At 57.1% G+C, this 26,164-nt stretch carries 26 protein-coding genes and 2 tRNA genes; 7 read left to right on the top strand and 21 right to left on the bottom strand.

Annotation, left to right across the window (positions count from 1 at the left end):
- Positions 1 to 250 precede the first annotated feature (250 nt).
- Genes B9Z48_RS08305 through B9Z48_RS08250 form a run of 12 tightly spaced genes read right to left on the bottom strand, consistent with a single transcriptional unit; the run spans position 251 to position 9,593 of the window.
- Entirely contained in the window at positions 251 to 1,180 is a 930-nt protein-coding gene (locus tag B9Z48_RS08305; protein ID WP_108377775.1) for a hypothetical protein, read from the bottom strand.
- Between the two features lie 11 nt (positions 1,181 to 1,191).
- Positions 1,192 to 1,614: a hypothetical protein gene (locus B9Z48_RS08300; RefSeq protein ID WP_146186250.1), complete on the bottom strand. Its 423-nt coding sequence runs from the start codon at positions 1,612 to 1,614 to the stop codon at positions 1,192 to 1,194.
- 18 nt (positions 1,615 to 1,632) lie between these two features.
- A complete protein-coding gene (locus B9Z48_RS08295) occupies positions 1,633 to 2,628 on the bottom strand; it encodes a hypothetical protein (RefSeq protein ID WP_108377774.1) in 996 nt (331 codons plus the stop codon).
- Entirely contained in the window at positions 2,625 to 3,785 is a 1,161-nt protein-coding gene (gene flhB, locus B9Z48_RS08290; RefSeq protein WP_108377773.1) for a flagellar biosynthesis protein FlhB, read from the bottom strand. Before flhB ends, B9Z48_RS08295 begins: the two co-directional genes overlap by 4 nt.
- Complete coding sequence (gene fliR / locus B9Z48_RS08285; protein ID WP_089960221.1) at positions 3,778 to 4,554, bottom strand: flagellar biosynthetic protein FliR; 777 nt, start codon at positions 4,552 to 4,554, stop codon at positions 3,778 to 3,780. The genes flhB and fliR overlap by 8 nt, the downstream gene beginning before the upstream one ends.
- Positions 4,555 to 4,573: 19 nt before the next feature.
- Complete coding sequence (gene fliQ / locus B9Z48_RS08280) at positions 4,574 to 4,843, bottom strand: flagellar biosynthesis protein FliQ (RefSeq protein WP_089960215.1); 270 nt, start codon at positions 4,841 to 4,843, stop codon at positions 4,574 to 4,576.
- A 12-nt stretch (positions 4,844 to 4,855) separates the two neighbouring features.
- Complete coding sequence (gene fliP, locus B9Z48_RS08275) at positions 4,856 to 5,608, bottom strand: flagellar type III secretion system pore protein FliP (protein WP_089960211.1); 753 nt, start codon at positions 5,606 to 5,608, stop codon at positions 4,856 to 4,858.
- The gene (fliO, locus tag B9Z48_RS08270) at positions 5,605 to 5,916 is read right to left on the bottom strand and encodes a flagellar biosynthetic protein FliO (RefSeq protein WP_089960209.1); all 312 of its coding nucleotides are present in this window, start codon (positions 5,914 to 5,916) and stop codon (positions 5,605 to 5,607) included. The genes fliP and fliO overlap by 4 nt, the downstream gene beginning before the upstream one ends.
- A 9-nt stretch (positions 5,917 to 5,925) precedes the next feature.
- Entirely contained in the window at positions 5,926 to 6,237 is a 312-nt protein-coding gene (gene fliN, locus B9Z48_RS08265; RefSeq protein WP_089960206.1) for a flagellar motor switch protein FliN, read from the bottom strand.
- A 21-nt stretch (positions 6,238 to 6,258) separates the two neighbouring features.
- The gene (gene fliM / locus B9Z48_RS08260) at positions 6,259 to 7,257 is read right to left on the bottom strand and encodes a flagellar motor switch protein FliM (protein WP_233261058.1); all 999 of its coding nucleotides are present in this window, start codon (positions 7,255 to 7,257) and stop codon (positions 6,259 to 6,261) included.
- Between the two features lie 21 nt (positions 7,258 to 7,278).
- Positions 7,279 to 7,857, bottom strand: a complete 579-nt coding sequence (gene fliL, locus B9Z48_RS08255; protein WP_089960202.1) for a flagellar basal body-associated protein FliL — start codon at positions 7,855 to 7,857, stop codon at positions 7,279 to 7,281.
- Positions 7,858 to 7,880: 23 nt separating this feature from the next.
- A complete protein-coding gene (locus B9Z48_RS08250) occupies positions 7,881 to 9,593 on the bottom strand; it encodes a flagellar hook-length control protein FliK (protein WP_108377772.1) in 1,713 nt (570 codons plus the stop codon).
- A 229-nt stretch (positions 9,594 to 9,822) separates the two neighbouring features.
- On the opposite strand from B9Z48_RS08250, the gene flhA reads away from it, so the two are divergent.
- The 7 genes from flhA to fliS all read left to right on the top strand — a co-directional run bounded on the left by flhA (position 9,823) and on the right by fliS (position 16,704).
- Positions 9,823 to 11,943: a flagellar biosynthesis protein FlhA gene (gene flhA / locus B9Z48_RS08245; RefSeq protein ID WP_108377811.1), complete on the top strand. Its 2,121-nt coding sequence runs from the start codon at positions 9,823 to 9,825 to the stop codon at positions 11,941 to 11,943.
- Positions 11,944 to 11,949: 6 nt separating this feature from the next.
- Entirely contained in the window at positions 11,950 to 13,491 is a 1,542-nt protein-coding gene (locus B9Z48_RS08240; RefSeq protein ID WP_108377771.1) for a hypothetical protein, read from the top strand.
- Positions 13,484 to 14,308: a MinD/ParA family protein gene (locus B9Z48_RS08235; protein WP_089960189.1), complete on the top strand. Its 825-nt coding sequence runs from the start codon at positions 13,484 to 13,486 to the stop codon at positions 14,306 to 14,308. The genes B9Z48_RS08240 and B9Z48_RS08235 overlap by 8 nt, the downstream gene beginning before the upstream one ends.
- Positions 14,309 to 14,313: 5 nt before the next feature.
- Positions 14,314 to 15,027, top strand: a complete 714-nt coding sequence (fliA, locus tag B9Z48_RS08230; protein WP_233261057.1) for an RNA polymerase sigma factor FliA — start codon at positions 14,314 to 14,316, stop codon at positions 15,025 to 15,027.
- A gap of 20 nt (positions 15,028 to 15,047) precedes the next feature.
- Positions 15,048 to 15,560, top strand: coding sequence for a hypothetical protein (locus tag B9Z48_RS08225; protein ID WP_146186249.1), 513 nt, complete (start codon positions 15,048 to 15,050; stop codon positions 15,558 to 15,560).
- Positions 15,561 to 15,592: 32 nt separating this feature from the next.
- A complete protein-coding gene (locus tag B9Z48_RS08220) occupies positions 15,593 to 16,195 on the top strand; it encodes a hypothetical protein (protein WP_089960177.1) in 603 nt (200 codons plus the stop codon).
- A gap of 86 nt (positions 16,196 to 16,281) precedes the next feature.
- A complete protein-coding gene (gene fliS / locus B9Z48_RS08215) occupies positions 16,282 to 16,704 on the top strand; it encodes a flagellar export chaperone FliS (RefSeq protein WP_089960173.1) in 423 nt (140 codons plus the stop codon).
- 499 nt (positions 16,705 to 17,203) lie between these two features.
- Here the strand turns inward: fliS and B9Z48_RS08210 are convergent, their stop codons facing one another.
- From B9Z48_RS08210 to B9Z48_RS08170, 9 genes are all read right to left on the bottom strand, one after another.
- Entirely contained in the window at positions 17,204 to 18,397 is a 1,194-nt protein-coding gene (locus B9Z48_RS08210) for an ABC transporter substrate-binding protein (RefSeq protein ID WP_108377768.1), read from the bottom strand.
- Between the two features lie 262 nt (positions 18,398 to 18,659).
- Positions 18,660 to 18,736, bottom strand: a tRNA-Arg gene (locus B9Z48_RS08205).
- Between the two features lie 107 nt (positions 18,737 to 18,843).
- Positions 18,844 to 18,920: transfer RNA gene (locus B9Z48_RS08200), tRNA-Pro, on the bottom strand.
- Positions 18,921 to 19,101: 181 nt separating this feature from the next.
- On the bottom strand, positions 19,102 to 20,361 hold the full coding sequence (locus tag B9Z48_RS08195; RefSeq protein ID WP_108377767.1) for an acyl-CoA dehydrogenase family protein: 1,260 nt from the start codon (positions 20,359 to 20,361) through the stop codon (positions 19,102 to 19,104).
- Between the two features lie 39 nt (positions 20,362 to 20,400).
- A complete protein-coding gene (locus B9Z48_RS08190; protein WP_108377766.1) occupies positions 20,401 to 21,486 on the bottom strand; it encodes a phosphotransferase in 1,086 nt (361 codons plus the stop codon).
- A gap of 64 nt (positions 21,487 to 21,550) precedes the next feature.
- Positions 21,551 to 22,270, bottom strand: a complete 720-nt coding sequence (locus B9Z48_RS08185) for a Crp/Fnr family transcriptional regulator (RefSeq protein WP_089961128.1) — start codon at positions 22,268 to 22,270, stop codon at positions 21,551 to 21,553.
- Between the two features lie 57 nt (positions 22,271 to 22,327).
- Complete coding sequence (locus B9Z48_RS08180; RefSeq protein WP_108377765.1) at positions 22,328 to 23,107, bottom strand: oxepin-CoA hydrolase, alternative type; 780 nt, start codon at positions 23,105 to 23,107, stop codon at positions 22,328 to 22,330.
- A gap of 2 nt (positions 23,108 to 23,109) precedes the next feature.
- Entirely contained in the window at positions 23,110 to 24,630 is a 1,521-nt protein-coding gene (locus tag B9Z48_RS08175; protein ID WP_108377764.1) for a 3-hydroxyacyl-CoA dehydrogenase, read from the bottom strand.
- A gap of 190 nt (positions 24,631 to 24,820) precedes the next feature.
- Complete coding sequence (locus tag B9Z48_RS08170) at positions 24,821 to 25,828, bottom strand: D-2-hydroxyacid dehydrogenase family protein (RefSeq protein ID WP_089961116.1); 1,008 nt, start codon at positions 25,826 to 25,828, stop codon at positions 24,821 to 24,823.
- Between the last annotated feature and the right edge of the window lie 336 nt (positions 25,829 to 26,164).

The raw sequence follows: 26,164 nt of genomic DNA, 5'->3' as shown, positions 1-26,164 counted from the left end.
CTTTTTTGTGGCGCATGGGTGCCCGTGGCACTGGCAGCCTCGGTGCGCTTCGATCAATCACCCTGCGCTGCATCGCGCGTGGCCCGTCTTGGAAGCCCCCTGACCTGGGGGCTTCATCGCACAGGGCCAACAGCCGTCAGCGCCTCAACCGCAGCCCCTACCCACAGCCCACAGCCCACAGCGACGACGCTGCAGGGGTCGCGCTGCATGACAAACGGATGGGCAACAAGAGATCAGCACTGTGGCTGATTCATTTGGGTGCCGTGAGTTGCGGTGTGGCGTCGCCTGGGGCTTTGGCGGGGGTCACCCTTGGAAATTGGACCGCCTTGTCGCGGTTGCTGGCCGCGTTGTTTTTCTGAAGGTTTTCAAGGTAGCGTTCTTTTTGCAAGGTGACCAGGGCTTCGACGTCGCGGTTGAGTTTGTCCACGTTGCCCACAGCACCCTTGAGGGCTTTGACTTCGTTGCCCAGGGATTGAACGGCGCTGGCCTGGGTCTGCAATCGGCTGTTCATGGCTTGGACTTGCTTGAGCAAGTTGTCGCTGCTGGCGGCGACTTGTTTGGCGGTTTCACCGGGCACGCTTTGGACCATGGTTTCAGATTTTTTCATGGCTTCGTTGATGCGTTGCTCAATGAGGCCTTGCGATTTGGCTTGTTCAGCTTGCAGGGCATTGAGGCTTTCGATGCTGCGGTTGATGACGTCGAGCGATTCGAGTCCACCGTTGAGGTCGACGACGCGTTTGCCCACGGCCAACATCATGCTGTCGAGTTGGTTGATGCGGCTGTTCATGCGAACGCCCATGACCAAAAAGAAGACCAGGCAGATGATGAGCAGGCCGCTGGTGCCTCCGAGCAGCCAGAGGGCTTTTTTGTGGCCGACTTCGGTCAAGGTTTTGAATTCGCTGGTGACCTTATGCATGTTCCGGCTGGCCGCGGCGGCGGCCTCGGCGGACTTGCTGGCGATGTCGGCGGAGTCGAGCACGGCGTGGGCCAGTGCTTGGTATTGCTGGTAGGCCAGGTCGTCGAGGGGCACGTCCACTGGCGGCCTTGTCTCCGTCGGGGCCACGATGGGGGCCGCAGGTTTTGCAGCACTGGGCTTGTCTTCGGCCGGCGTGTCAGGGATGTCGGTGGCGGGTGCATCCATCAGGATGGGTTCTGTCGGGGTGAATTCTTTGTCGCTCATGGTGGGTTTCCTCAGGCTTTGGCCGATGACGGCAGTCGCTGCAGTTGTTCGGCCAACTGGGCGTTGCGGATTTTCAGTTGTTCAATGCGTTTTTTGACCGCGCTGTCATGACCCCAGATGGCCAGGCTGGGGACCGGGGTGGGGGCTGGTGCCGGTGCAGGTGCAGGGACTTGTGTGGGTGCCTGTCCTGCAGCCTTGCCAGGCTGCGCGAGGATGGCTTTCACGCGCAAGCTTTTGGCCAGTAAGGTGTTTGCCGCTTTGCGTTTGGCGGGGTTGTGTTGGGGGTGGGGCAGTTTCTGGATGTTGCTTGGTGCGACTGGCTGGGCGACCGGCTCGCTGAGTGTCTGTTTGGTTTGGGGCTCGGCCGCGTTGGAGCCTGTCGACATGTTGACGGCTTGTTTGGTGTCTCTGCGAAAGAGGGTATTGGGGGGCACGGTGTGTTCCTTTGCGGCTTAGCGCGGCTGATCTGGCGCAGTGGGGGAAGCGGGGGAAATGCTCTGGGCTGCGGTTTCTGTGTTAGCTTTTGCCGGGGCGTTGAGGGGTTCTGGCCATTCCATTGGCAGGGGCGTGTGGGCCTTGATCTTGGTGCCGACATAGATGCCAAATGCTTCGGGTTGGATCCACAGCATGGACAGGGTTGACAAGCCCAAGGCTGCGCCGATGGCCATGCCCACGAGGGTATTGTTTTTGCGCCACTTGCCTAGCCTGTGTGTGCTTTGGGTGATGGCTTGCTGGCCCTTGTCATGGAAGGCTTGAACCTGTTGTTTCACCTGTTGTGTTCGCAAACTGGAATTGGGGTCTTGCGGGTTGGGGTCGGCAAAGTTGGCGACATCCTGGGGGTTGATGTCGGCTTCGTTCTTCTGGCTTGGGTGTTGAATGCGTTTGAGCAGTTGTGTCACGGGCAGCAGATACCCTTCGGTGCGGGCAGTCTCGAGTGCGGCTTGGGCTTGCTCGGCGTTGGGGGCTTCGATGTCCCAGCGCAGGATTTTGCGCCCGAAGGTGCTGAGGTTGTTGCTGGCGTTGGCCCCGATCATGAGCAAGATGGCTCGGATGTTGGCACCGGGAAAGTTCTGGATGAGGCGGGCCAGGAGTTGTATTTCGGCTTCGGGCAGGTTTTGTGCGTCGTGCACGATCCAAATTTTGGCGCGGCTGGCGTTGGCGGGCGCACGGGTGGCTTGGTCGACCGATTGGCCTGCCAGGGCTTCGTTGAAGCGGTTCAGCAGGGAGTCGGTGTTGCTGGGAAAGTAGGACTCGATGGTGTTTTCGGGGGATTCCTGGCGCAAGTTGCTCAGCAGAATGCCCAAGTAGTGGTCAAGCAGGGCTTCGTGTTCGCATTGCAGCGACAAGCTCATGCCTTCGCGGGCGATGGCATGGGTGCAGCCGTCAATGCGCATGCGGTCGGCTGCGCGGAACACGAAGTCAGTGGGGGTGGCGAGGTGGGCGTTCATGCATGGACTCCTTGGTCGCTTGCTTTTTTGCCGTCAGGACTGAATTGCATGCTGATGGGGACTTTGACTTGGGGTTTGGGGCGCGGCGCGTTCATGGGGGAGGCCGCTTCAAGGCTGAAGACGTACGCGATGACTTGGGCCACAGCGTGGTAGAGGTCTTCGGGCACTTGTTGCTCGACTTCGGTGGTGAAGTAGATGGCTCGCGCCAGTGGGGCCGCTTGGAACAGGTGAATGCCATGGGCTTTGGCTTCCTCACGGATGCGAGCGGCCATGTGATCAGAGCCTTTGGCGACCATGATGGGTGCGCCGTCTCCGGTGGGGTCATATTCGAGGGCGACGGCGAAGTGTTCGGGGTTGGTGATCACCACGTCAGCGTCTTTGACGCGGCTCATCATGCGGGAGTTGGCCATTTCGCGTTGACGTCTGCGGATTTGCGCCTTGATTTCGGGGCTGCCCTCCATTTGCTTGTATTCGTCTTTGATTTCTTGCTTGCTCATGCGCATGCGTTTGTTGAAGGTGTATTTTTGCCAGGGCACATCGATCATGGCGATGACGGCCAGGCTCAGCGCGACCCAGAGTCCCGATTGCATGATCATTCGGCCCGCCGCGTTGAGGGCGGGCTCCAAGCTCATTTGGCCGATCTGGACGAGTGCGTCCATGTTGGAGACCAGGGACCACCACAGCACGGTGGCCACCAGCACGAATTTGAGGATGGCTTTGCCCAACTCGACCAAGGCGTGGGTGCCAAAGATGCGCTTGAGCCCGCTGATGGGATTGAGTTTGGAGCCCTTGGGCATGACGGCACTGAAGGACAACAGGTAGCCACCGGTGATGCCGGATGCCACGACTGCGGCAATCATGGTGAAGACGATGATGGGCATGACCAGTACAAATCCGGCGAGCAGGTGTTCCCCAAAGTGGGCGGGCAATAGCAGCGGTTTTTCGATCAGTTGACGGTCGAATACAAACCCTTGTGCAAACACGGCAGAAAGGCGGGTGATCAGCCAGCCACCGGTGAGCATCAGCACCAAAAAGGCACCAATGACGATGATGGCGGCGGGCAGCTCAGTCGAGCGTGCAACTTGACCGTCCTCGCGCGCTTTTTTGAGTTTTTGTGCCGTGGGTTCTTCGGTTTTGTCATCGGTACTTTCAGACACGCGGTACTCCCATGACGTCCCGGACGACTGAAAAGCCTTGCCCCCACAGCCATTCAATGCGTCCGCCGATGCTCTCGAGCGAGACGATCAAAATGATGAAGCCCGCCATGATCATGGCGGGAAAGCCGACAGCAAAAATGTTGAGACTGGGGGCGGCGCGGGTCACGATGCCCAGGCCCACGTTGATAAAGAGCAGCGAGACCATGACGGGCAATGCCATGAGCACAGCCCCCAGAAACATCATGGAGCTCCATTGCAGCACCCGGCCGTACACGGCTTGGTTCAGGATGTTGGTGCCGATGGGCAGGCTGTTGAAGGATTCGAGGATCAGGCCGAGCAAGATGGCATGGCCCCCAAAGCCCACAAAAATCAATGTGGACATGACCACGAGCAGCTGTGAGATGACCGGCACGTTGCCCATGTTGGGGTCGAGCATGTTGGCCATCGACAGGCCCATGGCGGCTGCAATGCTTTGGCCCGCCACGACCACGGCGGCGACCACGACTTGCAGGATCAGGCCCATGGTGGCGCCGATCATGATTTGGTTGAAGACTTCAACCAAACCTTGGGCACTGGTGGGGTCGATCACAGGCCAGTTGTACAAGGGGTAGACCAGCCAGGCCAGCACCAGCGCCACCAGGATGCGCATGCGGGTGTTGAAGGCGCTGAGTGAGAAGATGGGTGCGGTGATCATCAGGGCCGAGATGCGCAGCATGGGCCACAAAAAGGTGTAAAACCTTTCAACGACATCGGCGGCCAGGAAATTCATGGGGTGACCTGTGGGCGGTTCAGACGAACAGGGTCGGGATGCGCTCGAAGATGCTGCGCGTGAAGTCCACCAGGGTGACCAGCATCCAACTGCCAAACAGCAACAAGGCCAGGGCCATGGCGATGAGTTTGGGGATGAAACTGAGGGTCATCTCGTTGATCGAGGTGGCCGCCTGGATGATGCCAATGAGCAGGCCCACGGCCAGGGCTACGAGCAGCAGTGGCGCGCTGACGAGGGCGATGGTCCATAAGGCTTGTCGTCCCAGATCAATGACGGTGGCGGTGTCCATGGCAGTGTTCCTTTAGGGCATGGCAAAGCTGCCAGCCAGTGAGCCCATGATCAAACTCCAGCCGTCAACGAGCACGAACAGCATGAGTTTGAAGGGCATTGAGATCATCATGGGCGACAGCATCATCATGCCCATGGACATGAGCACACTGGCGACGATGAGGTCGATGACCACAAACGGGATGTAAATCAGAAAACCGATGGTGAAGGCGCTTTTGAGCTCAGACGTGAGGAAGGCCGGCACCAAGGTGGTAAAGGGCACGTCTTGTGGGCTGCTGAAGTTGGTGTTGCGTGCGATTTGCATGAACATGGCGATGTCGTCTTCGCGGGTTTGCAGCAACATGAAGGCGCGGATGGGCTTTTCAGCGGCGGCCAGGGCTTTGTCAAAAGCCATGCCTTGGTTCATGTAAGGCAGCAAGGCGTTTTGGTAGACCTCGGTGAGCACCGGGGACATGACGAACAGGGTCAAAAACAAGGACAGCCCGATGATGACCATGTTGGGCGGGGTCTGGCCTGTGCCCAGGGCCTGGCGCAGCAGCGACATGACGATCACGATGCGCACGAAGGCGGTCATCATGAGCAACAGCGAGGGCAGCACCGACAGCATGGTCATGAGCGCCAGCAGTTGCAAGGTCAGGCTGTACTGGGTGCCCTTGCCCGTGTTGGTGGCGGTGATGACCGGCATGTCAGGGGCCGCTTGCGCCAACAGGGGCAAGAGGCTCAAGGCAAGGATCAAGAACAAGCCAAAGCTGAGAGGACGCTTCATGGCGTAGGGGTTTCTGTGGGTTGGGCAGGCGCAGGCGTTTGCACGGGCCAGGGAGAAAGCGCGGTGATTTGGTGGGGGGTGACACCCACCAGCACGTCCTGGCCATCGAGCTGGATGAGGACAATTTTTTGCCGGGTGCCCACGGAAATGCTTTCGATGGTTTGAAGCCTTTGTGTGTTTTTGCGCATGAAGCTGGCACCGCTTTGCATTTTTCGCAGCCCCCAAAGCATGGCCAGCAGCAAGGCAATGACCAGTGCGAAGCTCAATGCATATTGCAGCCCGTCAACAAAGGACCATCCAGCTTTCATGATTTGGCTTTACAGGTTGTCCAGGCGCTCGGAAGCGGGCACCACTCGGGTCAGGCGGATACCGTAGCGGTCGTTGACCAGCACCACTTCGCCTTGGGCCACCACGGTGTTGTTGACCAACAGGTCCAGCGGTTCGCCTGCGATGCGATCGAGTTCGACCACACTGCCTTGGGTCAGGCGCATCAGGTCGCGGATCTTGATCTGGGCACGGCCCACTTCAATGGCCAGGGTGACCGGGATGTTTTGCAACACGTCCGTGTGGATTTGACCCTTGTCAGGGGTCTCGCTGGGCATGGCGTTGGGGATGGCTTGTTCGCTCATGGCTTTCCTTGGGGTAGATGTTCAGTGTGGGGCGTTGGGGCTGACGGCGTTGACGATCTTGATCGCCACCTGGCCGGCCATGGACCCAACTTCAACGTCATAGACGGGCATGTCTTGCACCATGACGCGGGCAAAGTCGGCTTTTTTGAAGGGCAGCACATCGCCTATTTGCATGTTCTTGAGCTGTTGCAAAGTCAGGTTGAGTTTGCCCAACAGGACTTGCATTTCGAGTTCGGCGTCCTGCACAGCGTGGCTGAGTTGGGCACGCCAAATTTTGTCGGAGTCTTCGTTGCCGTCACCGGTTTGCACGCGGTTTCGCAGCAGATCGCGCACGGGTTTGAGAGCCACGTAGGGGATGACCATGTCCAGGAATCCCGAGCCCTGCGAGGTGGCTTCGGATTCGAAGCGACAGAGAATCACCAGGTCGTTTTCATCAACGATTTGGGCAAATTGAGGGTTGATTTCTGAGCTGATGTGCTCGAAATCAACGGGTGTTATGGGGGACCAGGCTTCTTTGAGTGAGCGAAAGAAAACTTGCAGGATGATTTTGATGATGCGCGTTTCGGTGGGCGTGAACAGACGCCCGGGTGGCAACTGGCCGACACCCCGGCCAAAGCCGCCAAAAAAGCTGTCGAGGGAGCTGAAAACCACCGTGGGCTCAATGACCACCATGGCATAGCCACGCAGGGGGCTCATGCGCACGATGTTGACAGAAAGGGGCGCTTTAAGGTCTTTGAGGTAGTCCCCAAAGCGAACGATCTGCGTGCGTGTGGGGTTCATCCGTGGGCTGGTGCGCAACACTTCCAACATGCCCAGTCGGAACAGGCGAATGAAGCGTTCGTTGATCATGTCCAGCGACGCAAGGTTCACACCCAAGGTGCTGTCTTCGGCGGCCAAGTCATGCTTGCGGACCTGAACATCCAGGTTGTATCCGGAGGCGTTGTCCAGGTTGTCATCCACGAGGGTGGCCGACAGGGCGTCCAGTTCCTCGGTGTACAAAAGGGGTTGGGAATCAGCCATGGTCAATCTGTCCAACGGGTTTTACTGGACCACAAAGCTGGTGAAAAAAACTTCCTCGATTCCGCCAAAATCTTCGTATTTTTCCAACACAGCATTGAATTCAGAGCGGATTTTTTCGGCCATTTTTTTCCGGAAATCGGCTTGGTTCAAATCGGCATCTGTGGTCAGGCGCATCACGTCGAGTGCGGTGGCGCGCAGCGCAAACTCATGTTTCTTGACGTTTTTGAAGACGCGTTCGTCATAGTGGGTCATGATGGCCAGCTTCACCTGAATCACTTTTCGTGAGTTGGTGAGGTTGGCCACCATGTCTTTTTCGAGTTCCATGTATTGGTTTTCGAATCGGGTCAACTCGGGCGTGTCTTTGGTGACCTTTTTGGGAGGCAACTCGGCCACTGCATTTTTGGTTCCTGCCGCTTCTTGCTCAAGAGCCTTCAGCTGGGCTTCGGCCGCGGCCGTGTCTTTTTTGTCGAAGAAACCCGTGACAAAGAGGGTGCCTGCGACGGTTCCTGCCAGCAGCAAGAGGGTCACCACTGCGATCAAGATGATCTTGACGATGGGTGATTTCTTTTTGCCTTCAACTTCGGTGTCTATTTCAGCCATGGTGTGCTCTCTTTACTCGGGTGTCAGACTAAGACATCCAGACCCTCTGCAGGGTTCTTGATGCTGGGTGTTCGGGTTGTGGTTTCAATGGTGTTTTCCGCATGACCTGCCGGGATCGAAGCAGGTTGTCCCCGGAATGAACCGGGTGTCGGGTTTCCATCATTTTTGCCAGATTTACCATCCGCTACATCAATCTGAGCAAAATTCATGCCCATTTGGTTGAGCGTCTCTCTGAGTTTGCCCAGACCTTCTTGCAGCAACTCGCGGGTGACGGCATTGGGTGCGGTGAACAGCGCGTCAAATTCACCGCTGCGCATTTTCATTTCGACTTCGATGTGCCCCAAGGTGGCGGGGCGCAGTGAAAGTTTGAGATGCCATTGGCCTCTTTCCATCTCGGACAGGATGCGTTGTCCCACGGCTTGGCCCATCTTGTCGGCCAGGTTTTGGATGTTTTCGCTGCGGGCGTTGGTGTCGGGCAGCTCGGGTGCAGTGCCGAGCTTGTGGGGGGGCTCGTTTCGGTGGCTGGCCTGTGCGTCCATTCGGGGCACCAAGTTGCCGTAGGCCGTGCTCTGGGTTCCTGTGCTTGGGGCACCGCCTTCGGAGCCCAGCAGCTGCTCGAGTGTTTCGCCGCCCCAGTCCGCGCCCAGGTCCAACTCGCTGAGGCTGATGGGGGCTGTTTTGGGGGCGCGCTCGTTGTGCTGCAGCAAGTTGGGGTTGACGTTGCGTTGCATCCAAATGGCTGCTGGAGGTGCCATGCGCAGCATGTGCAGGGGGGGGATTTCTTCGGTGCTGTGGGTCACTGTGGTTTTGGGGGTTTGATCGGGGGCGTCAGCCATGGCCCAGAGGGCTTGCACTGCAGTCACCGCCTGGCCAAGTGATTGGGTGGCCAAGCCTGAGTTTTGCCCATGGGCTGTGGCAATGACTTGCGCTGCTGGAGTCGCGTCGCCAAGGGTGTGGGGGGCCAAGCCTGTGCTTTGAACACTGCTTGTTGCCGTGACTTGCGCTGCAGGTAGCGCCAAGCCAAGTGAGTGGGGGGCAAAACCTGGGGTTTGCTCATGGCTGGTCGCGGTGACTGGCGCAGCAGGTATCGCATGGCCAAATAACGGGGTGGCCAAGCCTGAGTTTTGCCCAGGGAGTGTGGCGGTGGCTTGCACGGCCGAGGCGCGGGTCTGAATGGCCAGGGGGGCTTGCGGGGGGCTGAATTGAACAGCCTTCGTTGTTTCGGCCAAACCGATGGCATGGCCCATGGCCACACCATTGGCGTTGCCAGGGTTGGCGATCAAGTGGGTGTTCGTGGTGCCCGCATGGCCGCCAAAGAGCCAATGGATGGCGGTTTCATCCAGGCCTTGGGCGCGTGCAAATGCCTGCAGACTTTGCGAGTCTGGAGGTGAGCTTGCAGGCGTGATGACACTCATGTGAGGGCCCAGGGTCACGGCTTTCAATGCCACGGTTTGCAAGGGCTGGTCTTGCAACGCTCCGGCTTGAGGGGCGACCGAGAACACCTGTCCGGCCATCGTGAATGGGACGGCAATTTCCTGCCCGGGCTTTTCAGCCAGCGACTTCTCCTTGAAATCGGTCTCGGCTGAACTTGCGGCCTGCGCGTGGAAAAGGTCGGACAAGTGGTGACCAAAATTTCGACCATCAGGTATTGCGTTGGTGTCTGGTTTGACTTCAAAGGTGTTCTTATTTGACTGAATGCTGGTCTGGCTGAAGTTGTCACTGAGGTTGATCGTCATGGATTGAGCTTCTCCAAAGGTGTTTGTTCTTGAACGGCTGGCGGCCAATCTTTGCCGCTCATCTTGCTTATGACTCTCTTGAGCAAGTTGCGCACCAGCTTGGGTCGTTCATGCGATCGTCATGGTTTTGAGTACGGCGCTGTCAGGTTTGCTGGCACGCGGCTTGCTTCATGGTGTTGAAAAACCGATAAACCCTGATTTTTCTTCTTCAAACAGCGGCCTTTTGCACATGAACACCTTGACCCTGTCAACGATCCGACAGAACTTGTCACGCTACGATCTGGCGGGTCTGGGTTTGCCTGCCTTGGTCTTGTTGATCATGGCGATGCTGGTGGTGCCGCTGCCCCCTTTGCTCTTGGACATTCTGTTCACGTTCAACATCATGATCGGCCTGGTGGTCATCATGATTGCCATTGGCACCCGCAAGCCTCTGGAGTTTTCGTCCTTTCCCTCGGTGTTGCTGTTTGCCACCATGTTGCGGCTGGCCTTGAACGTGGCGTCCACCCGTGTGGTCTTGGTCCATGGTCATGAGGGGCCCGAGGCGGCCGGTAAAGTGATTGCGGCGTTCGGCGAGTTCGTCATCGCAGGCAACTATTTGGTCGGTTTCATCATCTTCGTGATCTTGATGATCGTGAACTTTTTTGTGGTGACCAAGGGCGCGGGTCGCGTCTCTGAGGTCAATGCCCGATTCACCTTGGATGCGATGCCGGGCAAGCAAATGTCGATCGATGCCGACTTGAACGCTGGCGTCATTGATCAGGAAACCGCCAAAAAACGCCGCGAAGAATTGGCGCAAGAGTCTGACTTCTTTGGGTCAATGGACGGTGCCTCCAAATTCGTCAGTGGCGATGCGATTGCGGGTCTGTTGATTTTGATCATCAACATCGTCGGGGGTTTGGCCATTGGCATCGGTCAGCACAATTTGCCTGTCGGCGAGGCGACCCGTTTGTATGTCCTCTTGACCATTGGGGATGGTTTGGTCGCTCAGATTCCGTCACTGTTCCTGTCGCTGGCCACCGCCATCATTGTGACCCGGGTGACGACTTCCGAGTCCATGACAGAGCAGGCCTCCAGCCAATTGTCGAATGTGCCCGCTTTGTTCATTTCGGCGGGTATTTTGACCATTTTGGGCTTGGTCCCCGGTATGCCCCATTTGGTCTTCCTGACATTGGCGGGTGCCACAGCCGGGATCGCCGTGATGGTGATGCGGCGACAGATGCAACTCGAGCAAAGTTTGGACAAGCCCACTTTGCCAGTCAATGAAGGGCCCAAAGAGCTGGACTGGGACGATGTGGAGCAGGTGGATTTGATTGGCCTGGAAATTGGTTACGGCTTGATTCCCCTGGTCAATCAGGAATCGGGCGGTCAGTTGATGGCCCGTGTCAAAGGGGTGCGTAAAAAATTGTCGGCTGAATTGGGGTTTTTGGTTCAACCCGTGCGCATTCGCGATGCCCTGAATCTGGAGCCGGATGCGTATCACATCGTCCTCAATGGCGTGGTGCGTGGCCGAGGCGAGGTCAAGGTGGGCCGGGAGTTGGCCATCAATCCCGGCAAGGTTTATGGCACTGTGGAAGGCCAACCCACCAAGGAGCCTGCTTTTGGTTTGGATGCTGTCTGGATTGAGCCGGCTTGGCGTGATCAAGCCCGCGCCTTGGGCTATACCGTTGTCGACCCCAGCACGGCCATTGCCACCCACATGAACAAGGTTTTGCGTGAAAGCGCTCACGAGCTTTTGAGCCATGACGAGGTCCAGAAATTGCTGGACAAATTGGCGGCCAAGTCACCCAAATTGGTCGAAGAACTGGTGCCTGGCAAATTGTCTTTGGGGGTGGTGACCCGCACGCTGCAAAATTTGCTGCAAGAGTCTGTGCCGATTCGAGACATGCGCACGGTGGTTGAAGCTTTGACCGAGGTCAGCAGTCGCACGCAAGATCCCGACCAATTGGCGCAACTGGTTCGCCCCAAGCTCGGTCGCATGATTGTTCAGGGTTTGCTGGACAACCGCGACACCTTGATGGTGCTGACTTTGGATCCCCATTTGGAGCAGTTGCTGCACAACGTGTTGCAACAAAACAATGGCTTGTCTGGCATGGTGCTGGAGCCGAGCCTGGCCGAAAGCCTCTTTGCTGCTTTGCGCGAAAGTGCCCGCAACACCGAAGAGCAGGGCTTTCCGGCCGTGTTGGTGGTGTCTCCCGCCATTCGCCCATGGATGTCCAAGGCCGTTCGTTTTCGCGTGAGCGAATTGACCGTGATGTCTTACAGCGAAATTCCAGATGACCAGCCTGTCAAGGTGATCAACACCGTGCAAGCCGAGCCCCGCAACAACAACCCCTCCGTGACAAAGGCCTGATAAATTATGGAACTCAAACGCATCCTCGCCCGAGACAGCCGCTCTGCCAATGAAAAAGCCATTCAGATGTATGGCAAAGAGGTGCTGATCATCTCCAGCCAGCGCCTGGACAACCAGATTGAGTTGATCGTGGCGGTGGACCTCGATTCGAATGCCGCAGCCCCTGCCGTGTCAGCAGCGCCCCCCCCGTTGCAGGGTTCTGTGCGCGAAAACGCCCCTGACGATTTTGTGCCTTTTGCCAAGCTGTTTCATGATGCAAGCGCCTTTGGTCCCCTGGGGGCTGATGGGCGGCCTGTGGCAACTCACAGAACGGTTCCTCTGGTGGCTGTGCCCACAGCCGCTGTGTCTCCAAATTCGGACCGATCCCCTCAACAGGCTTTGCCTGTTCAGGCGGGGCAAACCGACGCCCAGCAATTGCGCCACGAAAGTCAGCGCAGTCAGGAAATCGTGGAGTTGCTGCGTTTGGAAATTGCGGCCATGCGCAAGGAGTTCAGCTTGTCGCGTCAGATGATGCCTTGGCAAGATGGTTTGCGCTTGTCCCCAGCGATCCAGCAAGTCTCAATGGCCATGATCGAAGCGGGCGTGCCGGTCGGCTTGCGTGCTTTGTTGACCGACAGCATTCAAGAGTTAGACAGTTTCGAGCAGGCTTTTCCTGTGATGCAAAGTTTGCTGATCAATGCTTTGAGTGGCGCGATCATGCCGACTCCCGAAGTCGGGGTGCACGCACTGTGCGGTCCATCGGGTTCGGGCAAAACTTTGATGGTGGGCCGATTGGCCCATGCAGGGGCTCAGGCACGCGGGGTTGAAAGCCAAGTGATGGTGAGCTTTGCCGACCAGCGCCCAGGGGCATGGGCTCAGATGCAGTTGTTGGCGGCACAGTCGGGTGTGAATTGTTTTCGCGCCACCAGTTGCGAAATGCTGCGCACTTTGCTGCAGGACATGGAGGGCAAGACCGTGTGGATCGATACCAGCGGAACCGACTACGTGGCGCAGGCCCAATTGCTTTTGTCACAACACCCACAGGTCTTGCGACATGCCGTTTTGCCGCTTGATGCTACAGTCACAAGTGTGCAAAAAACCCTTCAAAATTCGTCCTTGAATTGGTCATCCCTGATGCTGACCAAGGTGGACGAGGCCGCTTACCCTTGGGCTTTGATCACAGGTTTGTCCGAGAAGAGCTGCGCGGTTTCTTGTACCTCAGGCAGCGACCGAATTGATCAACCTGCCGAGCCCTTTGATGCGGCCCGCTTGGTTCAATTGGCATTGAATCCTTTGTTGAGTCTCATGCATGGGGCTGTTGATGCGGGACAAAGGACGACAGCTGTTGCGTCCACATCTCGAATCAACAGGCACTCTGCCTTCAAACCAAAGCTGGTCAGTTCTGTGGAAGTCGAAGACGAAAAAAGTACTTTGATGTCATCAAAGATCACCAAAATATTGGTTTCCGACGCCATTGAAATTCCCACTTTGAAGGGTTATTTGGAGGCGTCTGCTGTGCGGGAAAAAGCACCCAACATTCCATCTGGAAAGAAAATTTTGAATGGATAAGAAACCTTTTCCTCAGGTGATTGGTGTGGCCAGTGGCAAAGGCGGCGCTGGCAAAACCACGGTTTCTGTCAACCTGGCCGTTGCATTGACCTTGCGTGGTCACAAGGTCATGTTGTTTGATGCCGATTTGGGCATGGCCAATGCGCAAATCACTTTGGGTGCCCATGCACCCTACAACATCAGCCATGTGCTCAGCGGTGAAAAAACGCTGGAGGAGGTCATGGTGACCACCAAGCAGGGCGTTCGTCTGGTGCCCGGTGCTTCGGGTGTGCGTGACATTGCGGCGCTGAACGTCCAGCAAATTGCCAGCATCGTGAGGGCTTTTGACGCTCTGACGGAGCCTGTGGACTACTTGGTGGTCGATGTGGCCGCTGGTATTGCTCCAGCTGTGCTCGATTTCATGGCCGCTTGTCAGCGCCGTTTTGTGGTGGTGTGTGACCAACCTTCGTCCATTGCTGATGCTTATGGGCTGATCAAGGTCATGGCCACCGAGCAATCGCTGAACGAGATTTACCTGATCCCCAACATGGTCGGCAGTGCCCATGATGGTCGTCAGTTGCACCGCCGTTTGAACGATGTGTGCAATCGATTCCTCGGGATTTCGGTGAAGTTATTGCAGTCCATTGAGGCCGATGATTTGGTCTTGCAGTCCCTGCGCAAATACCAGTCTGTTCTTGAATTTGCACAAGGCAGTGCAGCTGCAAGAGATTTCCGGTGGCTGGCCGATGCGATTGACTTACTGCCGCCAGTTGAGGGCTCATCCGGTCGTGTGCAGTTCTTTTCTGAGCGCATGCTGCGCGCGGCTACTCTTGGGTAATCAGAGTGGTCAGCACCATTTCACTTTATGAGCAAGTGGACAATCGCCACGAGTCGTTGATCATCGCGCACATGCCGATGGTCAAGCGGGTGGCGATTCATTTGAAAGCACGTGTGCCGCCTTTCATGGAGCTCGATGAGTTGATTCAGGTGGGCATGGTCGGGCTGATTGAGGCCGCACGTTCTTTTGATCCGACCAAGGGTTTCGAGTTCGAGAATTTTGCGCTGAGCCGTGTCCGTGGGGCCATTTTGGATGAGGTGCGCAGACAGTCTTTTTTGCCCAGGTCTGCTGTTGCCTTTAACAGGAGTGAGAATGAGGCCGTCCACGTATTGGCTGCTGAGTTAGGTCGTGCGCCCACTCAGTCGGAGCTGGCCTTGTTCATGGGCAAAGACATTGAAGATTTTCAAAAAGAACGCGGCTTGGCCAAGCGTTTTGAAACATTTTCCATGGAAGTGGTCAACGACGAGGTCATGAGCATGCCCGGCGATCGCGCCATGCAGCCCGAGGTGATGGTGGAGGAGGCTGAGTTCATGGATGCGGTTGTACAGGCCATAGACGATTTGCCCGATCGGGAAAAAATGGTCATGAACCTCTACTATGTCGAGGAATTGAACCTCAAGGAAATTGGCGAGGTACTGGGTGTGAGCGAATCCCGGATCAGTCAGATCCTTTCGACAGTCGTCAAAAAGTTACGGCTGACACTCCGCGTAGGTCCCTAAATTAATGAAATTGTTGATCAATGTTTTCGATTTTTTCTTCTAAATCACCCGACGATGAGATGCAAAAAGCGCAAGCGCTTTTTGAAAAAGTGACGTCTTCCAAGTCAGATTCTCGGGAAGCGAGAAACTTGAGGCTGCGAATGGCATTGCTTTGCAAGGCCCACATGGACAAGTCTTTTGTCGCAGGTGCCGAGCAAATGGCGACATGGCAGGCGTCGATTGAATGGGCCATCGCCAACGGGAAAAAAAAGCCGCCACAGCCTGAACCTTCGCTTTTCCAAAAAATCAAGGCAGGTGACAACGAGGTTTATGTTTACTTGCCAGAGGAGTACGCACATGAGGCCTATTTCCTCGGGGCACGTTACCAGCGTGCCGAAATCCCTGCGTTAACGGCAATTGAAACGATGCAGGGTTTGGCTGATCAACTGTGTTTGTATGAATTGAGACTGTCAGAGCCGTTTCAGGTTTTGCAATTTCTTCGGGATGAATTGAGCCAATCACCAGTCATTTCAAGCACTGGTGAATTGCCTTGAGTTCCTTGTCAACTTGATCCTGGGAGAGCCTCATGGAACCCTTTGTTTTGGCTTTCATTGCCATTGGTTTGTTGGTGATATTGGTCTTTATCATTTATTTGGTGGACCGGGTGAACGCCATCGAAAAAGAAACACGCCAGTTTTCTCGTTCTTTGCGTGCACCTGACGAAGCGCGAGCGCAGGGACCATTTGCGGGCTTTACGTCTAAAAAACTCTGGGATGCCATGACTGGGCGTATCCCAGAGGGCACCCACCCTTCTGTGGTAGCTGAGGTGCGTGAGCGTTACGAGTCGGTTTTGCAAAAACACATTGAGGCGATTTTTCAAGAGGGTGTGAAGGATGGGCAGCGTGGCATGTCCGGGGAACCCAAAAACACCAAGGTGGTGGCTTCATTACACGGTCCGATTGAGTCGTGGTTGCCATCGGCCCAAGTCAACACCATTTACAAATGCGGTTTGGGCAGTTCGGAGTTGCCTGCAGACCAATGGGATGGTTTACGCACTGATCTCGATGAAGCGGGTCAAACCCTTTACACCATGGCCCTGCTGACTTTGCGGCAACCACTGTCCCATAGTTTGATGCCTCAGCCTGTTGTGGATGCACCCGAGATGGCCGTAGCCTCTCCTGTGCATTAAATCCTGCTGGCTCGCATCCAGGGGCTCAAGTTTTTACCCGCCTGGTCGATACCCTTCATACAAGCAGTTGATAAAGGGTTTCTAACATGCGTGCCTATTCAAGAGCGGCTCAAAGTTACGGTTCGGTGCAAGTGGTCACCGGTGTGGCGATGGCGGACAACATCCAGCTGATTCAGATGTTATTTGATGGCTTGACTGAAAGTCTTGCATCGGCCAAAGGTCACATCATGAACAACTCGATTGAGGAAAAGTCAAAGTCTATTTCGCGTGCAGGCCGCATTGTGGTGGGTTTGCAAGGCGCTTTGGATTTCGAGCGTGGTGGCGAGTTGGCGCAAAATCTCAACGAGTTGTATGTCTATGTGACGCGGCGACTGTTCCATGTCAATGCCTACAATGATTTGGCAGCGCTTGAAGAAGTGCAAAGCCTGATCAAGGACATCGCTGATGCTTGGAAGTCTCTGCCCAGTTTGTTGGGCCAGGCCAAACCGACCTCGCTCATGATGAATTGATGGATTGTTTTCCCTGGAGCAGCCTCATCAAGGGTGTTTTACCTCGATGATTTATTTTTCCGGTGCAATGCCTTCGAAACTCGTTTGCGAACGTGGTTCCTCTGCTTGAGGGTTCTGCCGATTGGCTTGGCGCGTGAGTTGGATACGACATGCCGTCAATGTTTGATCTCATGCGAAACCCCTGATAGGTTTCATTGAGCATCTGGCAGAGGCTTGATGGTGCTCATGGCTGGCATCCATCGGCCAGTTCAGGGTGAATGCTGGAGATGTTTGTGACTGGTACCCTCTGGTTTATGCACACGTGCATGCGCTTTTTTCTCTGTTGCACATAGCCAGTCTCGGGCAAGATGCACAGGATCCATCATTCCGCTGCCCCCAACAAGAAAACCCATTTGATGGGTGATGCGCATCGCTGCAGATCACGGTCAATTGGGGTGACGCACGTGGGTGTTTCAAGCCAGCAGTGCCTTGGGATAACCCAAAGGCACTGCCGACCCCATCACATGCGGCAACCTGCGCCAGAATCGGCCAAGGCTTTGGCAGCGATGCCGATCACTTTGTTTTCTTTGTTAGAGACTTCGCGCAGGTAAATGTCTTGCACGGGGTTGTGCGACTTGCTCATCGTCCACTTGCCGCGTGGGCTGTCGATCACCGCAGTTTCCATGGCCTTGATCATGGCGGCTTTTTTGCTGACATCGCCTTGAACTGCATTGGCCCCTTGCACCAGCAACAAACCCGTGTCGTAACCTTGCACGGCGTACACATCGGGTTGCATTTTGAAGGTTTTGGCGTAGTTGAGTCGGAACTCCTTGTTGCGCTTGGTCTCGATGCCGTCACCGTAGTGCAGGGCAGTGAGCACGCCGTCGGCAGCAGGCCCTGCGGCTTCGAGCACGCCCTCGGTCAAAAAGCCCGAGCCGTACAGCGGAATCTTGCCCTTGAGGCCCGCTGCGGCGTAGTCGCGCAAGAATTTGGCTGCACCGCCGCCGGCAAAAAAGCAGGCCACAGCGTCCGGTTTGAGCGCGGCAATTTCGGTGAGCAGCGCCTGGAATTCGACATTGGGGAAAGGCAGGCCCAATTCCTTGATGATGGTGCCACCCGCTTTGGTGTAGCTTTCTTTAAAACCTTCAAAGGCTTCGTCACCAGCGGCGTATTTCCAGGTGATCCACACGGCCTTTTTGTGGCCGCGCTTGACCATGGCTTCGCCCAGCGCCATGGTGGGCTGGCTGTTGGAAAAGCTGGTGCGGAACACATTGGGGGCGCACTGGGCGCGGGTGGCAATGTGCACGCCCGCGTTGGGGATCAAACTGATCACGCCGCTTTCGCGAGCCACGCGGTGAATGCCCATTTGCACGCCCGAGTGCACGGTGCCGATCAGCACATCGACCTTGTCGCGTTGCACCAGCTTGTTGGCGTTTTCGATGGCTTTGGAGGGCTCGGATTCGTCGTCCACCTTGAACCATTCAATCTCACGGCCGCCGAGCTTGCCACCTTGCTCGTTGATGGCCATGCGCACGCCGTTTTCAATGGCCACGCCCAGTTGGGCAAAGGTGCCGGTGTAGGGTAGCATGAAGCCCACACGGATCTTGCCGCTTTGGGCCAGGGCATTTTGGGGGAGCAGCAAACCAGTTGTTGATGCACCCAACAGGCTTGCGCCGTGGGTCAAGATTTGCCGACGTGAAGAAGAGAGGGTCATGGGTTTTCCAAGTGGAGGACAATTTTGCACACGCTACAAAAAGGCTTGTGGCGAGAATGACAGATCCATTATGGAACTTTTTATGGGCTTAAATTGCAGACTCCCATCCGAGAAAACCCGAAGAGGTGCCGCGGAAATGGCTTCTGATTTGGGGCAGGTTTTTGATTGCCAAGTCCTTGCTGGATGAGGTTAAACCAGCATGCCGACCCGTCAACACATGAATCTCTGAATGAGATTCATGTGTTGGAATGGAGGGTCAAAATGGTCTGCCCGACAGGGATCGAACCTGTGACCCACAGCTTAGAAGGCTGTTGCTCTATCCAACTGAGCTACGGGCAGAAACTTCAGATGAGACAGAAACACGAAAGGCCCTGACGGGCCTTTGGGAACTGTGCGTCTTGAAAAAGACTTTTGAGGGTATTTTCTTAAATTTGAGTTTAAGAAAATGGTCGGAGCGGCGGGATTCGAACTCGCGACCCTCTGCTCCCAAAGCAGATGCGCTACCAGGCTGCGCTACGCTCCGACAAGCGATATTCTAACCCTCAAATCATCACTTTTTGGTCGGACGGTTGAAAAAGTCATGGTTAATGTTCGAAAGTCAGAAGGCTCAATGACAAAGAGTTTGGCGGGTGATTCGAGACTTGTTTCTTCTGACATGAAAAAGGCCTGCAAGAGCAGGCCTTTCGTGAGTGGGTGGTGTCCTTTTAACTGCCGCGTGTCACGGGCATGCGAACGTCACCGGGCAAGGCCAGTTGCTTGGCCAGTTCCAGCTTGGCCAGCGAGTTGCGGTGCACCTCATCCGGACCATCGGCCAGGCGCAGGGTGCGCTGGTGGGCGTAGGCATAGGCCAGAGGGAAGTCTTGCGACACACCGCCACCGCCGTGGGCCTGAATGGCCCAGTCGATGATCTGGCAGGCCATGTTGGGGGCTACGATCTTGATCATCGCGATTTCGGCCTTGGCCACTTTGTTGCCCACGGTGTCCATCATGGATGCGGCCTTGAGGGTGAGCAGGCGGGCCTGCTCGATCATGCAACGCGACTCGGCGATGCGCTCTTGCCAAACGGTCTGACGGGCCACTTCACGGCCAAAGGCCACACGCTCGTTCAGGCGCTTGCACATCAGCTCCAGCGCGCGCTCGGCAATGCCGATGGTGCGCATGCAGTGGTGGATGCGGCCAGGGCCCAAGCGGCCTTGGGCAATTTCAAAGCCACGGCCTTCGCCCAGCAAAATGTTTTCGGCTGGCACGCGTACGTTCTTGAGCACCACCTCCATGTGGCCGTGCGGGGCGTCATCGTAACCAAATACCGACAGGGCGCGCACCACGGTGATGCCGGGTGTGTTGGCAGGCACCACGATCATGGATTGTTGCTCGTGCCGACCCGCGTCAGGGTTGGTTTTGCCCATGACGATGTAGACCGCGCAGCGTGGGTCACCTGCGCCGGACGACCACCACTTGCGGCCGTTGATGACGTACTCGTCACCATCGCGGCGAATCTCGCACTCGATGTTGGTGGCATCCGATGAGGCCACATCGGGTTCTGTCATCAAAAACGCTGAGCGGATTTCGCCGCGCAACAATGGCTCAAGCCATGTGTCTTTCAGCTCTTCGCTGGCGTAGCGTTCGAGCGTCTCCATGTTGCCGGTGTCGGGGGCTGAGCAGTTGAAGATTTCTGCGGCAAAGGGCACGCGTCCCATGATTTCGCACAGGGGTGCGTATTCCAGATTGGACAGGCCTTGGGGGGCGCGAGTGGACTTGGGTAAAAACAGGTTCCACAATCCTGCGGCCAAGGCCTTGGGCTTGAGTTCCTCGACGATTTTGGTGGGGACCCAAGCGTTGCCTTTGGCACGGTTTTCGGCGATCTCTTCAAAGAACCGCGCCTCGTTGGGGTAAATGTGCTCGTCCATGAAGGCCAACAAACGGGCCTGCATGTCTTTGACCTTGGGGGTGTATTCAAAATCCATGGTCTCTCTCCTGGGGTTGTGGTTCGGGGGGTAAAAGGGTCAGGCCTGACGGGCAAAACGCCAGGCGAGCTCGGCCATGGGTCGGGCGCCAGCGCCCGAGGTTTTGGCTTGTTCACTGGACGCGGTGCCGTCTTCGACGCGTTTGGCAATGCCTTGCAAAATGGCCGCGATGCGGAACATGTTGTAGGCGAGGTAAAAATTCCAGTCCTGGGCCAAAGCTTCGGGCGTGGTGAAACCCGTGCGCTCGCAATAGCGGCGGATGTATTCGGCTTCAGACGGGATGCCCAAGGCAGCGAAATCAAGCCCACCGATGCCACGGAAGGTGCCTGGCGTGATGTGCCAAGCCATGCAGTGGTAACTGAAGTCGGCCAGCGGGTGGCCTAGGGTGGACAGCTCCCAGTCCAGCACGGCCAGCACGCGCGCTTCGGTGGGGTGGAACATCAGGTTGTCCAGGCGGTAGTCGCCGTGCACGATGCCGACCAGCGACTCGTCCTTGGCGCTGGCCGGGATGTTTTTGGGCAGCCACTCGATCAGCTGGTCCATCTCGGGAATGGGCTGAGTGATGGAGGCGGCGTATTGCTTGCTCCAGCGGCCAATTTGGCGCTCGATGTAGTTGCCCGGTTTGCCGTAGCTGGTCAGGCCTTGCTTGGCCACATCGACCTTGTGCAGCGCCGCCAGCACCCGGTTCATCTCGTCGTAAATCGCGCCGCGCTCGGCAGGCGTCATGCCGGGCAGGGACTGGTCCCAGAGCACACGACCTTGCACGAACTCCATCACATAGAAGGCGCGGCCAATCACCGATTCGTCGTCGCACAGCACATGCATTTCGGCCACGGGCACATCGGTGCCGTGAAGGCCTTGCATGACGGCAAATTCGCGCTCGATGGCATGCGCTGAGGGCAGCAGCTTGGCCACCGGTCCCGGCTTGGCACGCATCACGTATTGGCGCGAGGGGGTGATGAGCTTGTAGGTGGGGTTCGATTGCCCGCCCTTGAACATTTCCACGCTCAAGGGACCCACAAAACCGGGCAGCCGGGCGCTGAGCCAGGCCTCCAAGGCAGGGATGTCGAAGGCGTGGGTGCCGGTGACAGGCCGGGTCCCCACAAAATGATCAAAAGCACTCATGGGTGGACCCGTCGGAAATTGGTTTTCGCCGCAGACAGCGGCGAGAGGGTGGAAATGGGGTGTGTCAGTGGTCCGCGTTGACGATCAGCAGCAGCGCGTCGCGGTCCAGCACCACCAGGCCACCGGGCTCGATGCGGATGATTTGCTCGCGCTCCATTTGCTTGAGTTCCTGGTTGACCCGCTGGCGCGATGCACCCAGCAGCTGAGCCAGTTCTTCCTGGGCCAATTGCAAGCTGATGCGAATCGCCTTGGCGTCCGACAAACTGGGCACGCCGTAGCTGCGCAACAAGTGGTTGAGTTGCTTGGCCAGCCGGGCCCGCAAGGGCAGGGTGTTGAGGTCTTCCACCAAGCCATAAAGCTGGCGAATGCGCCGCGCATGCAGGCGCAGCATGGCGTCGTAAAACTCGACGTGCTGCGTGAGGATTTTCTTGAAGTCGGCCTTGGCTACGTTGAGGGTGGTCGTGTCGCCGTGTGCATAGCAGTCGTGCGTGCGACGGTCCCCGTCGAAGATCGACACATCGCCAAACCAAATGCCCGGCTCCACATAGGTCAAGGTGATCTGCTTGCCCGACACCGAGGTCGAGCTCACGCGCACCGCGCCCTTGGCGCAGGCGATCCACTGCTCGGGCGGGTCTCCCCGCGCAGCGAGCATATCGCCGTCTTTGTGACGTTTGACGTAAGCGCATCGAAGTATGTCGTGTCGAAGTGAAGGTGAAAGGCTTGAGAACCAGCGACCACTGTTGATCGCCTCTCGTTCCTCCATTGTCAGAATCGGTTCGTCCATGCTCTGTCCTTTGAGTGACTGATGATTGGGTTTTTGTCGCCTGGGGGACCAGTCGGTTTACTCGTATTCAGGTTTGTGCTTGTTCAAGAACGAAGCAATGCCGATGCCTGCGTTCACATGATGCAAGTTTTTGACGAAGTGATCACGTTCGCGTGCCAATTGCGCATTGAGGCTGCTGCCATCGGCATCGCTGAGTAAATCCTTGATGCTGGTCAAAGCGTTGGGGGCGCGGCTGTTGAGCAGTTCACCCAGTTGCAGTGCTTGCGCAAGGGCTTGGCCTGCATCGGCCAGGCGGTTGACCACACCCAGTTGCTGCAAACGCTCTGCGCCAATGCGCTCACCACACATGAGCAGTTCGGTGGCCAACTGGCGCGGTAATGCGCGCGACAGACTCCAGCTGCCGCCGCCATCGGGCGATAAGGCAATCGAGCTGTAGGCCATCACAAACACGCTGTTGCGCGCCGCCACGATCATGTCGCAAGCCAGTGCCAACGAAAAACCGGCACCGGCCGCAGGCCCTTCGACGGCGGCAATCACCGGCTTGGGAAAGGTGCGGATGGCTTCGATCCAGTTGTGCAGGCCTTCGATGCTTTGCGCCTGGTGCTCGGGCGGCAGCTGGCGGTTGTTTTGCAAGCGCTGCAAATTGCCGCCTGCGCTGAAAATGCCATTGGCACCGGTGATGACCACGCTGCGCACGTCCGGGTTGGACTCGGCCACGCTCAGGGCTTCCACACCTGCGGCGTACATCTCGGGCCCGAGTGCGTTGCGAAACTCCGGGTTGCTGAGGGTCAGGACCAGTGTCCGGCCTTCGCTGGTGCTGAGCAGTTGGGCGGTCATGCTCAGTCTTCCGTGTGCATGAGGGACAAGCCAATGGCACCCCGGCGGCGCAACCAGGGGCTGGGGCGATAGCGTGTGTCGCCATAGACCGTTTGCAGATTGAACAACACTTCCAAAATACTGTCGGGTCCCAGCTTGTTGCCCATGGCCAGTGGCCCCATGGGGTAGGCCAGGCCCAAGGTGACCGCGGTTTCCAGGTCTTGTGGGCTGCAGATGCGCTGCTGGCACATGTCAGACGCGATGTTCACGATGGTGGCCACCACGCGCTGCGTGACAAAACCGCCGCTGTCGCGGATGACCGAGACGGCCTTGCCGTCGCGGGCAAACAGGGCATGGGCCGCATCGCGCATGTCGGCGCGTGTGGCCGGGTTGGTGGCCAAGACGCGGCGTTTGGTGGAGGCATCCACAAACAGCATGTCGATGCCCACAGTGCGGGCCGGGTCCAGGCGCTCGACCACGGCCACGGTGGTGATGTCAAAGCCCAATGGGGCGACGAGGGTCAGTGCTTCAGGCGAGGGCGACGCGCCGGTTTCGATTTTGGCGCCCAGGTCTTTGAGCAGCTGCAGCAGCTCCATGCGGCGGGTGGCGCGGGGCGAAACCCAGACAGGGGGCATGTTGTCCACCACGGGAACAGGTGGCTCGGCGGGCACTTGCGCTGCGCCATCGATGTATTTGTAAAAGCCTTCTCCGACCTTTTTGCCCACCACGCCACCGGCCAAGCGTTGGGCCGTGATCACGTTGGGGCGGTAGCGCGGCTCTTCGTAATACTGGTGGTAAATCGATTCGATCACATGGTGAGACACATCGAGCGCCGTCAAGTCAAACAACTCGAAGGGGCCGAGTTTGAAGCCGACTTGGTCGCGCAGGATGCGGTCAATGGTGGCGAAATCGGCAATGCCTTCGCTCACAATGCGCAGCGCTTCGGTGCCATAACCGCGCCCAGCGTGGTTGACGATGAAGCCGGGCGTGTCTTGTGCCTGGACCGGGGTGTGGCCCATTTGGCGTGCAAAGTCAGACAGGCGCTGGCACACAGCCGGATCGGTTTTGAGGCCCGCGATCACCTCGACCACCTTCATGAGGGGCACGGGGTTGAAGAAGTGGTAGCCCGCAAACTGCGCCGGGCGCTGCAAGGCAGCGGCAATGGCGGTCACGGACAGGGACGAGGTGTTGGTCACCAGCACCGCCGTGGGTGCCAGCACTTTTTCGAGTTCGGTGAACAGGCTTTTCTTGATGTCGAGCTTTTCAACGATGGCTTCGACCACCAGCTCGCATTCGGCCAGGTCTTGCAGGCTGGTGGCACCCAACAGACGGCTTTTGTGACCGGTCACGGCTTCGGCTGTCAGGCGGCCTTTTTCCTGCAATTTGTCCCATTGCTGGAAAACGGCATCGCGCGCTTTTTGAATGGCTTCGGCTTGTGTGTCGTACAGCCAAACTTGGCTGCCTGCTTGTGCGGCGATTTGGGCGATGCCTCGGCCCATGGCGCCAGCGCCGATGACGGCGACTTTGGAAAATGCGAGTGTCATGTTGGTTGTTGAAGAAGCTGAAAGCGTTTAAGCGCAAAACTGCTCAAGGAGAGTCAATTTGAGACATTCAGTGAGACATGGCCCGAGGGATTATCGCCTCACTCTTGCAGGACCCAGCGAGTCCTTGGGGCATCTCGTCTTGGACGAGTGTTGGGGCCGACGGCATGGAATTCGGTTTTTTGAGATGGCTTTAGCGCCTGACTTGCAAGGCACCGGGGTTGACAATGTTGGTGGGGGTGCCCTTGATGTAGTTGACCACGTTGTCAAATGCCACACCGAAGTAAAGTTCGTAGCTGTCTTTTTCGACATAGCCAATGTGTGGCGTGCAAATGCAGTTTTCCAGTCGAAGCAGGGCCGATCCCTGCAAGATGGGTTCAGATTCAAATACATCGACTGCGGCCATCCCAGGGCGGCCGCGGTTCAATGCGCCGATCAAGGCGTTGGCTTCCAACAGTTCAGCGCGTGAGGTGTTGACCAGCAAAGAGCTGGGTTTCATGCGGCACAGGTCTTCTGTGGTCACAATGCCTTGGGTTGATTCATTCAAGCGCAGATGCAAAGACAAAACGTCTGAGTTTTCAAAAAATGCCTCTCTGCTCGTGGACGCAGCGTAGCCGTCCTTGACCGCTCTGACGCGTGATTCATCGCTGCCCCAGATCTGAACTTGCATGCCAAAAGCTTTGCCGTAACCGGCCACCAGTTGTCCAATTTTTCCGTAACCCCAAATGCCCAAGGTTTTGCCTTTGAGGACAGTGCCCAAGCCAAAGTTGACGGGCATGGAGCTGGATTTCAGGCCGGACTGTTGCCAAGCGCCATGCTTGAGGCTGCTGATGTATTGCGGCAATCTTCGAGAGGCGGCCATGACCAGAGCCCAAGTCAATTCCGCAGGAGCGGTGGGCGAACCAACACCCTCGGCAACTGCAATGCCACGTTCGGTGCAGGCTGCCAAGTCAATGTGACTGCCAACACGTCCAGTTTGTGCAATCAATTTCAATCTTGGCAGTTTTTCAATCAAGGCCCGATTGAGTGCCGTGCGTTCACGGATCAGGACAATCACGTCAGCATCTTTGAGGCGAACAGAGAGTTGACCAATGCCTTTGACTGTGTTGGTGTATACCTTGGCGGGAAAATTCTCGAGCTTGGAAGCGCAACTGAGTTTGCGGACGACGTCTTGATAGTCGTCGAGGATCACGATGTTCATCCCGACATTGTGCCTTGACACTGGGCGCTTACGGCGGGGATGCGTAGATTCCTTTTGAGTGACTTCGCTTTCATGGGCTTGCGTTGCGAAAGCGTGGTGTCGAGCCAATGGATTGGGCGGGTTTGTACCCGCCGTGTTTTTACCGATGTGCTTGCCTTGACTCGAGTGCCACCAAGCGGTCCAGCTCGGCGCAAACATCCGCCATGCGCCCCGAAATCACCATTCGTCCGGCACAGTCTGCCTGTTGACCGTTTTCCTGGATGCGCAAGACACGAAGGAGGGGCGGATTGTCTGGCACTTGCGTGCGCTGCGCGGCTGTACAAGCATTTGGGGGGC

Origin of the sequence: Limnohabitans sp. WS1 (assembly GCF_003063265.1) — a bacterium.
In the GTDB taxonomy this organism is placed as follows: domain Bacteria; phylum Pseudomonadota; class Gammaproteobacteria; order Burkholderiales; family Burkholderiaceae_C; genus Limnohabitans_A.
The sequence above is the reverse complement of the archived record's forward strand: the minus strand, read 5'-3'. Positions and strand labels throughout refer to the sequence as shown.

Coding starts and splice junctions, on each gene's coding strand:
- B9Z48_RS08305 (WP_108377775.1), bottom strand. CDS start 1,180: ATGAGCGACAAAGAATTCACCCCGACAGAACCCATCCTGATGGATGCA.
- B9Z48_RS08295 (WP_108377774.1), bottom strand. CDS start 2,628: ATGAACGCCCACCTCGCCACCCCCACTGACTTCGTGTTCCGCGCAGCC.
- fliR (WP_089960221.1), bottom strand. CDS start 4,554: ATGAATTTCCTGGCCGCCGATGTCGTTGAAAGGTTTTACACCTTTTTG.
- fliQ (WP_089960215.1), bottom strand. CDS start 4,843: ATGGACACCGCCACCGTCATTGATCTGGGACGACAAGCCTTATGGACC.
- fliP (WP_089960211.1), bottom strand. CDS start 5,608: ATGAAGCGTCCTCTCAGCTTTGGCTTGTTCTTGATCCTTGCCTTGAGC.
- fliO (WP_089960209.1), bottom strand. CDS start 5,916: ATGAAAGCTGGATGGTCCTTTGTTGACGGGCTGCAATATGCATTGAGC.
- fliN (WP_089960206.1), bottom strand. CDS start 6,237: ATGAGCGAACAAGCCATCCCCAACGCCATGCCCAGCGAGACCCCTGAC.
- fliM (WP_233261058.1), bottom strand. CDS start 7,257: ATGGCTGATTCCCAACCCCTTTTGTACACCGAGGAACTGGACGCCCTG.
- fliL (WP_089960202.1), bottom strand. CDS start 7,857: ATGGCTGAAATAGACACCGAAGTTGAAGGCAAAAAGAAATCACCCATC.
- B9Z48_RS08250 (WP_108377772.1), bottom strand. CDS start 9,593: ATGACGATCAACCTCAGTGACAACTTCAGCCAGACCAGCATTCAGTCA.
- flhA (WP_108377811.1), top strand. CDS start 9,823: ATGAACACCTTGACCCTGTCAACGATCCGACAGAACTTGTCACGCTAC.
- B9Z48_RS08240 (WP_108377771.1), top strand. CDS start 11,950: ATGGAACTCAAACGCATCCTCGCCCGAGACAGCCGCTCTGCCAATGAA.
- B9Z48_RS08235 (WP_089960189.1), top strand. CDS start 13,484: ATGGATAAGAAACCTTTTCCTCAGGTGATTGGTGTGGCCAGTGGCAAA.
- B9Z48_RS08225 (WP_146186249.1), top strand. CDS start 15,048: ATGTTTTCGATTTTTTCTTCTAAATCACCCGACGATGAGATGCAAAAA.
- B9Z48_RS08220 (WP_089960177.1), top strand. CDS start 15,593: ATGGAACCCTTTGTTTTGGCTTTCATTGCCATTGGTTTGTTGGTGATA.
- fliS (WP_089960173.1), top strand. CDS start 16,282: ATGCGTGCCTATTCAAGAGCGGCTCAAAGTTACGGTTCGGTGCAAGTG.
- B9Z48_RS08210 (WP_108377768.1), bottom strand. CDS start 18,397: ATGACCCTCTCTTCTTCACGTCGGCAAATCTTGACCCACGGCGCAAGC.
- B9Z48_RS08195 (WP_108377767.1), bottom strand. CDS start 20,361: ATGGATTTTGAATACACCCCCAAGGTCAAAGACATGCAGGCCCGTTTG.
- B9Z48_RS08190 (WP_108377766.1), bottom strand. CDS start 21,486: ATGAGTGCTTTTGATCATTTTGTGGGGACCCGGCCTGTCACCGGCACC.
- B9Z48_RS08185 (WP_089961128.1), bottom strand. CDS start 22,270: ATGGACGAACCGATTCTGACAATGGAGGAACGAGAGGCGATCAACAGT.
- B9Z48_RS08180 (WP_108377765.1), bottom strand. CDS start 23,107: ATGACCGCCCAACTGCTCAGCACCAGCGAAGGCCGGACACTGGTCCTG.
- B9Z48_RS08175 (WP_108377764.1), bottom strand. CDS start 24,630: ATGACACTCGCATTTTCCAAAGTCGCCGTCATCGGCGCTGGCGCCATG.
- B9Z48_RS08170 (WP_089961116.1), bottom strand. CDS start 25,828: ATGAACATCGTGATCCTCGACGACTATCAAGACGTCGTCCGCAAACTC.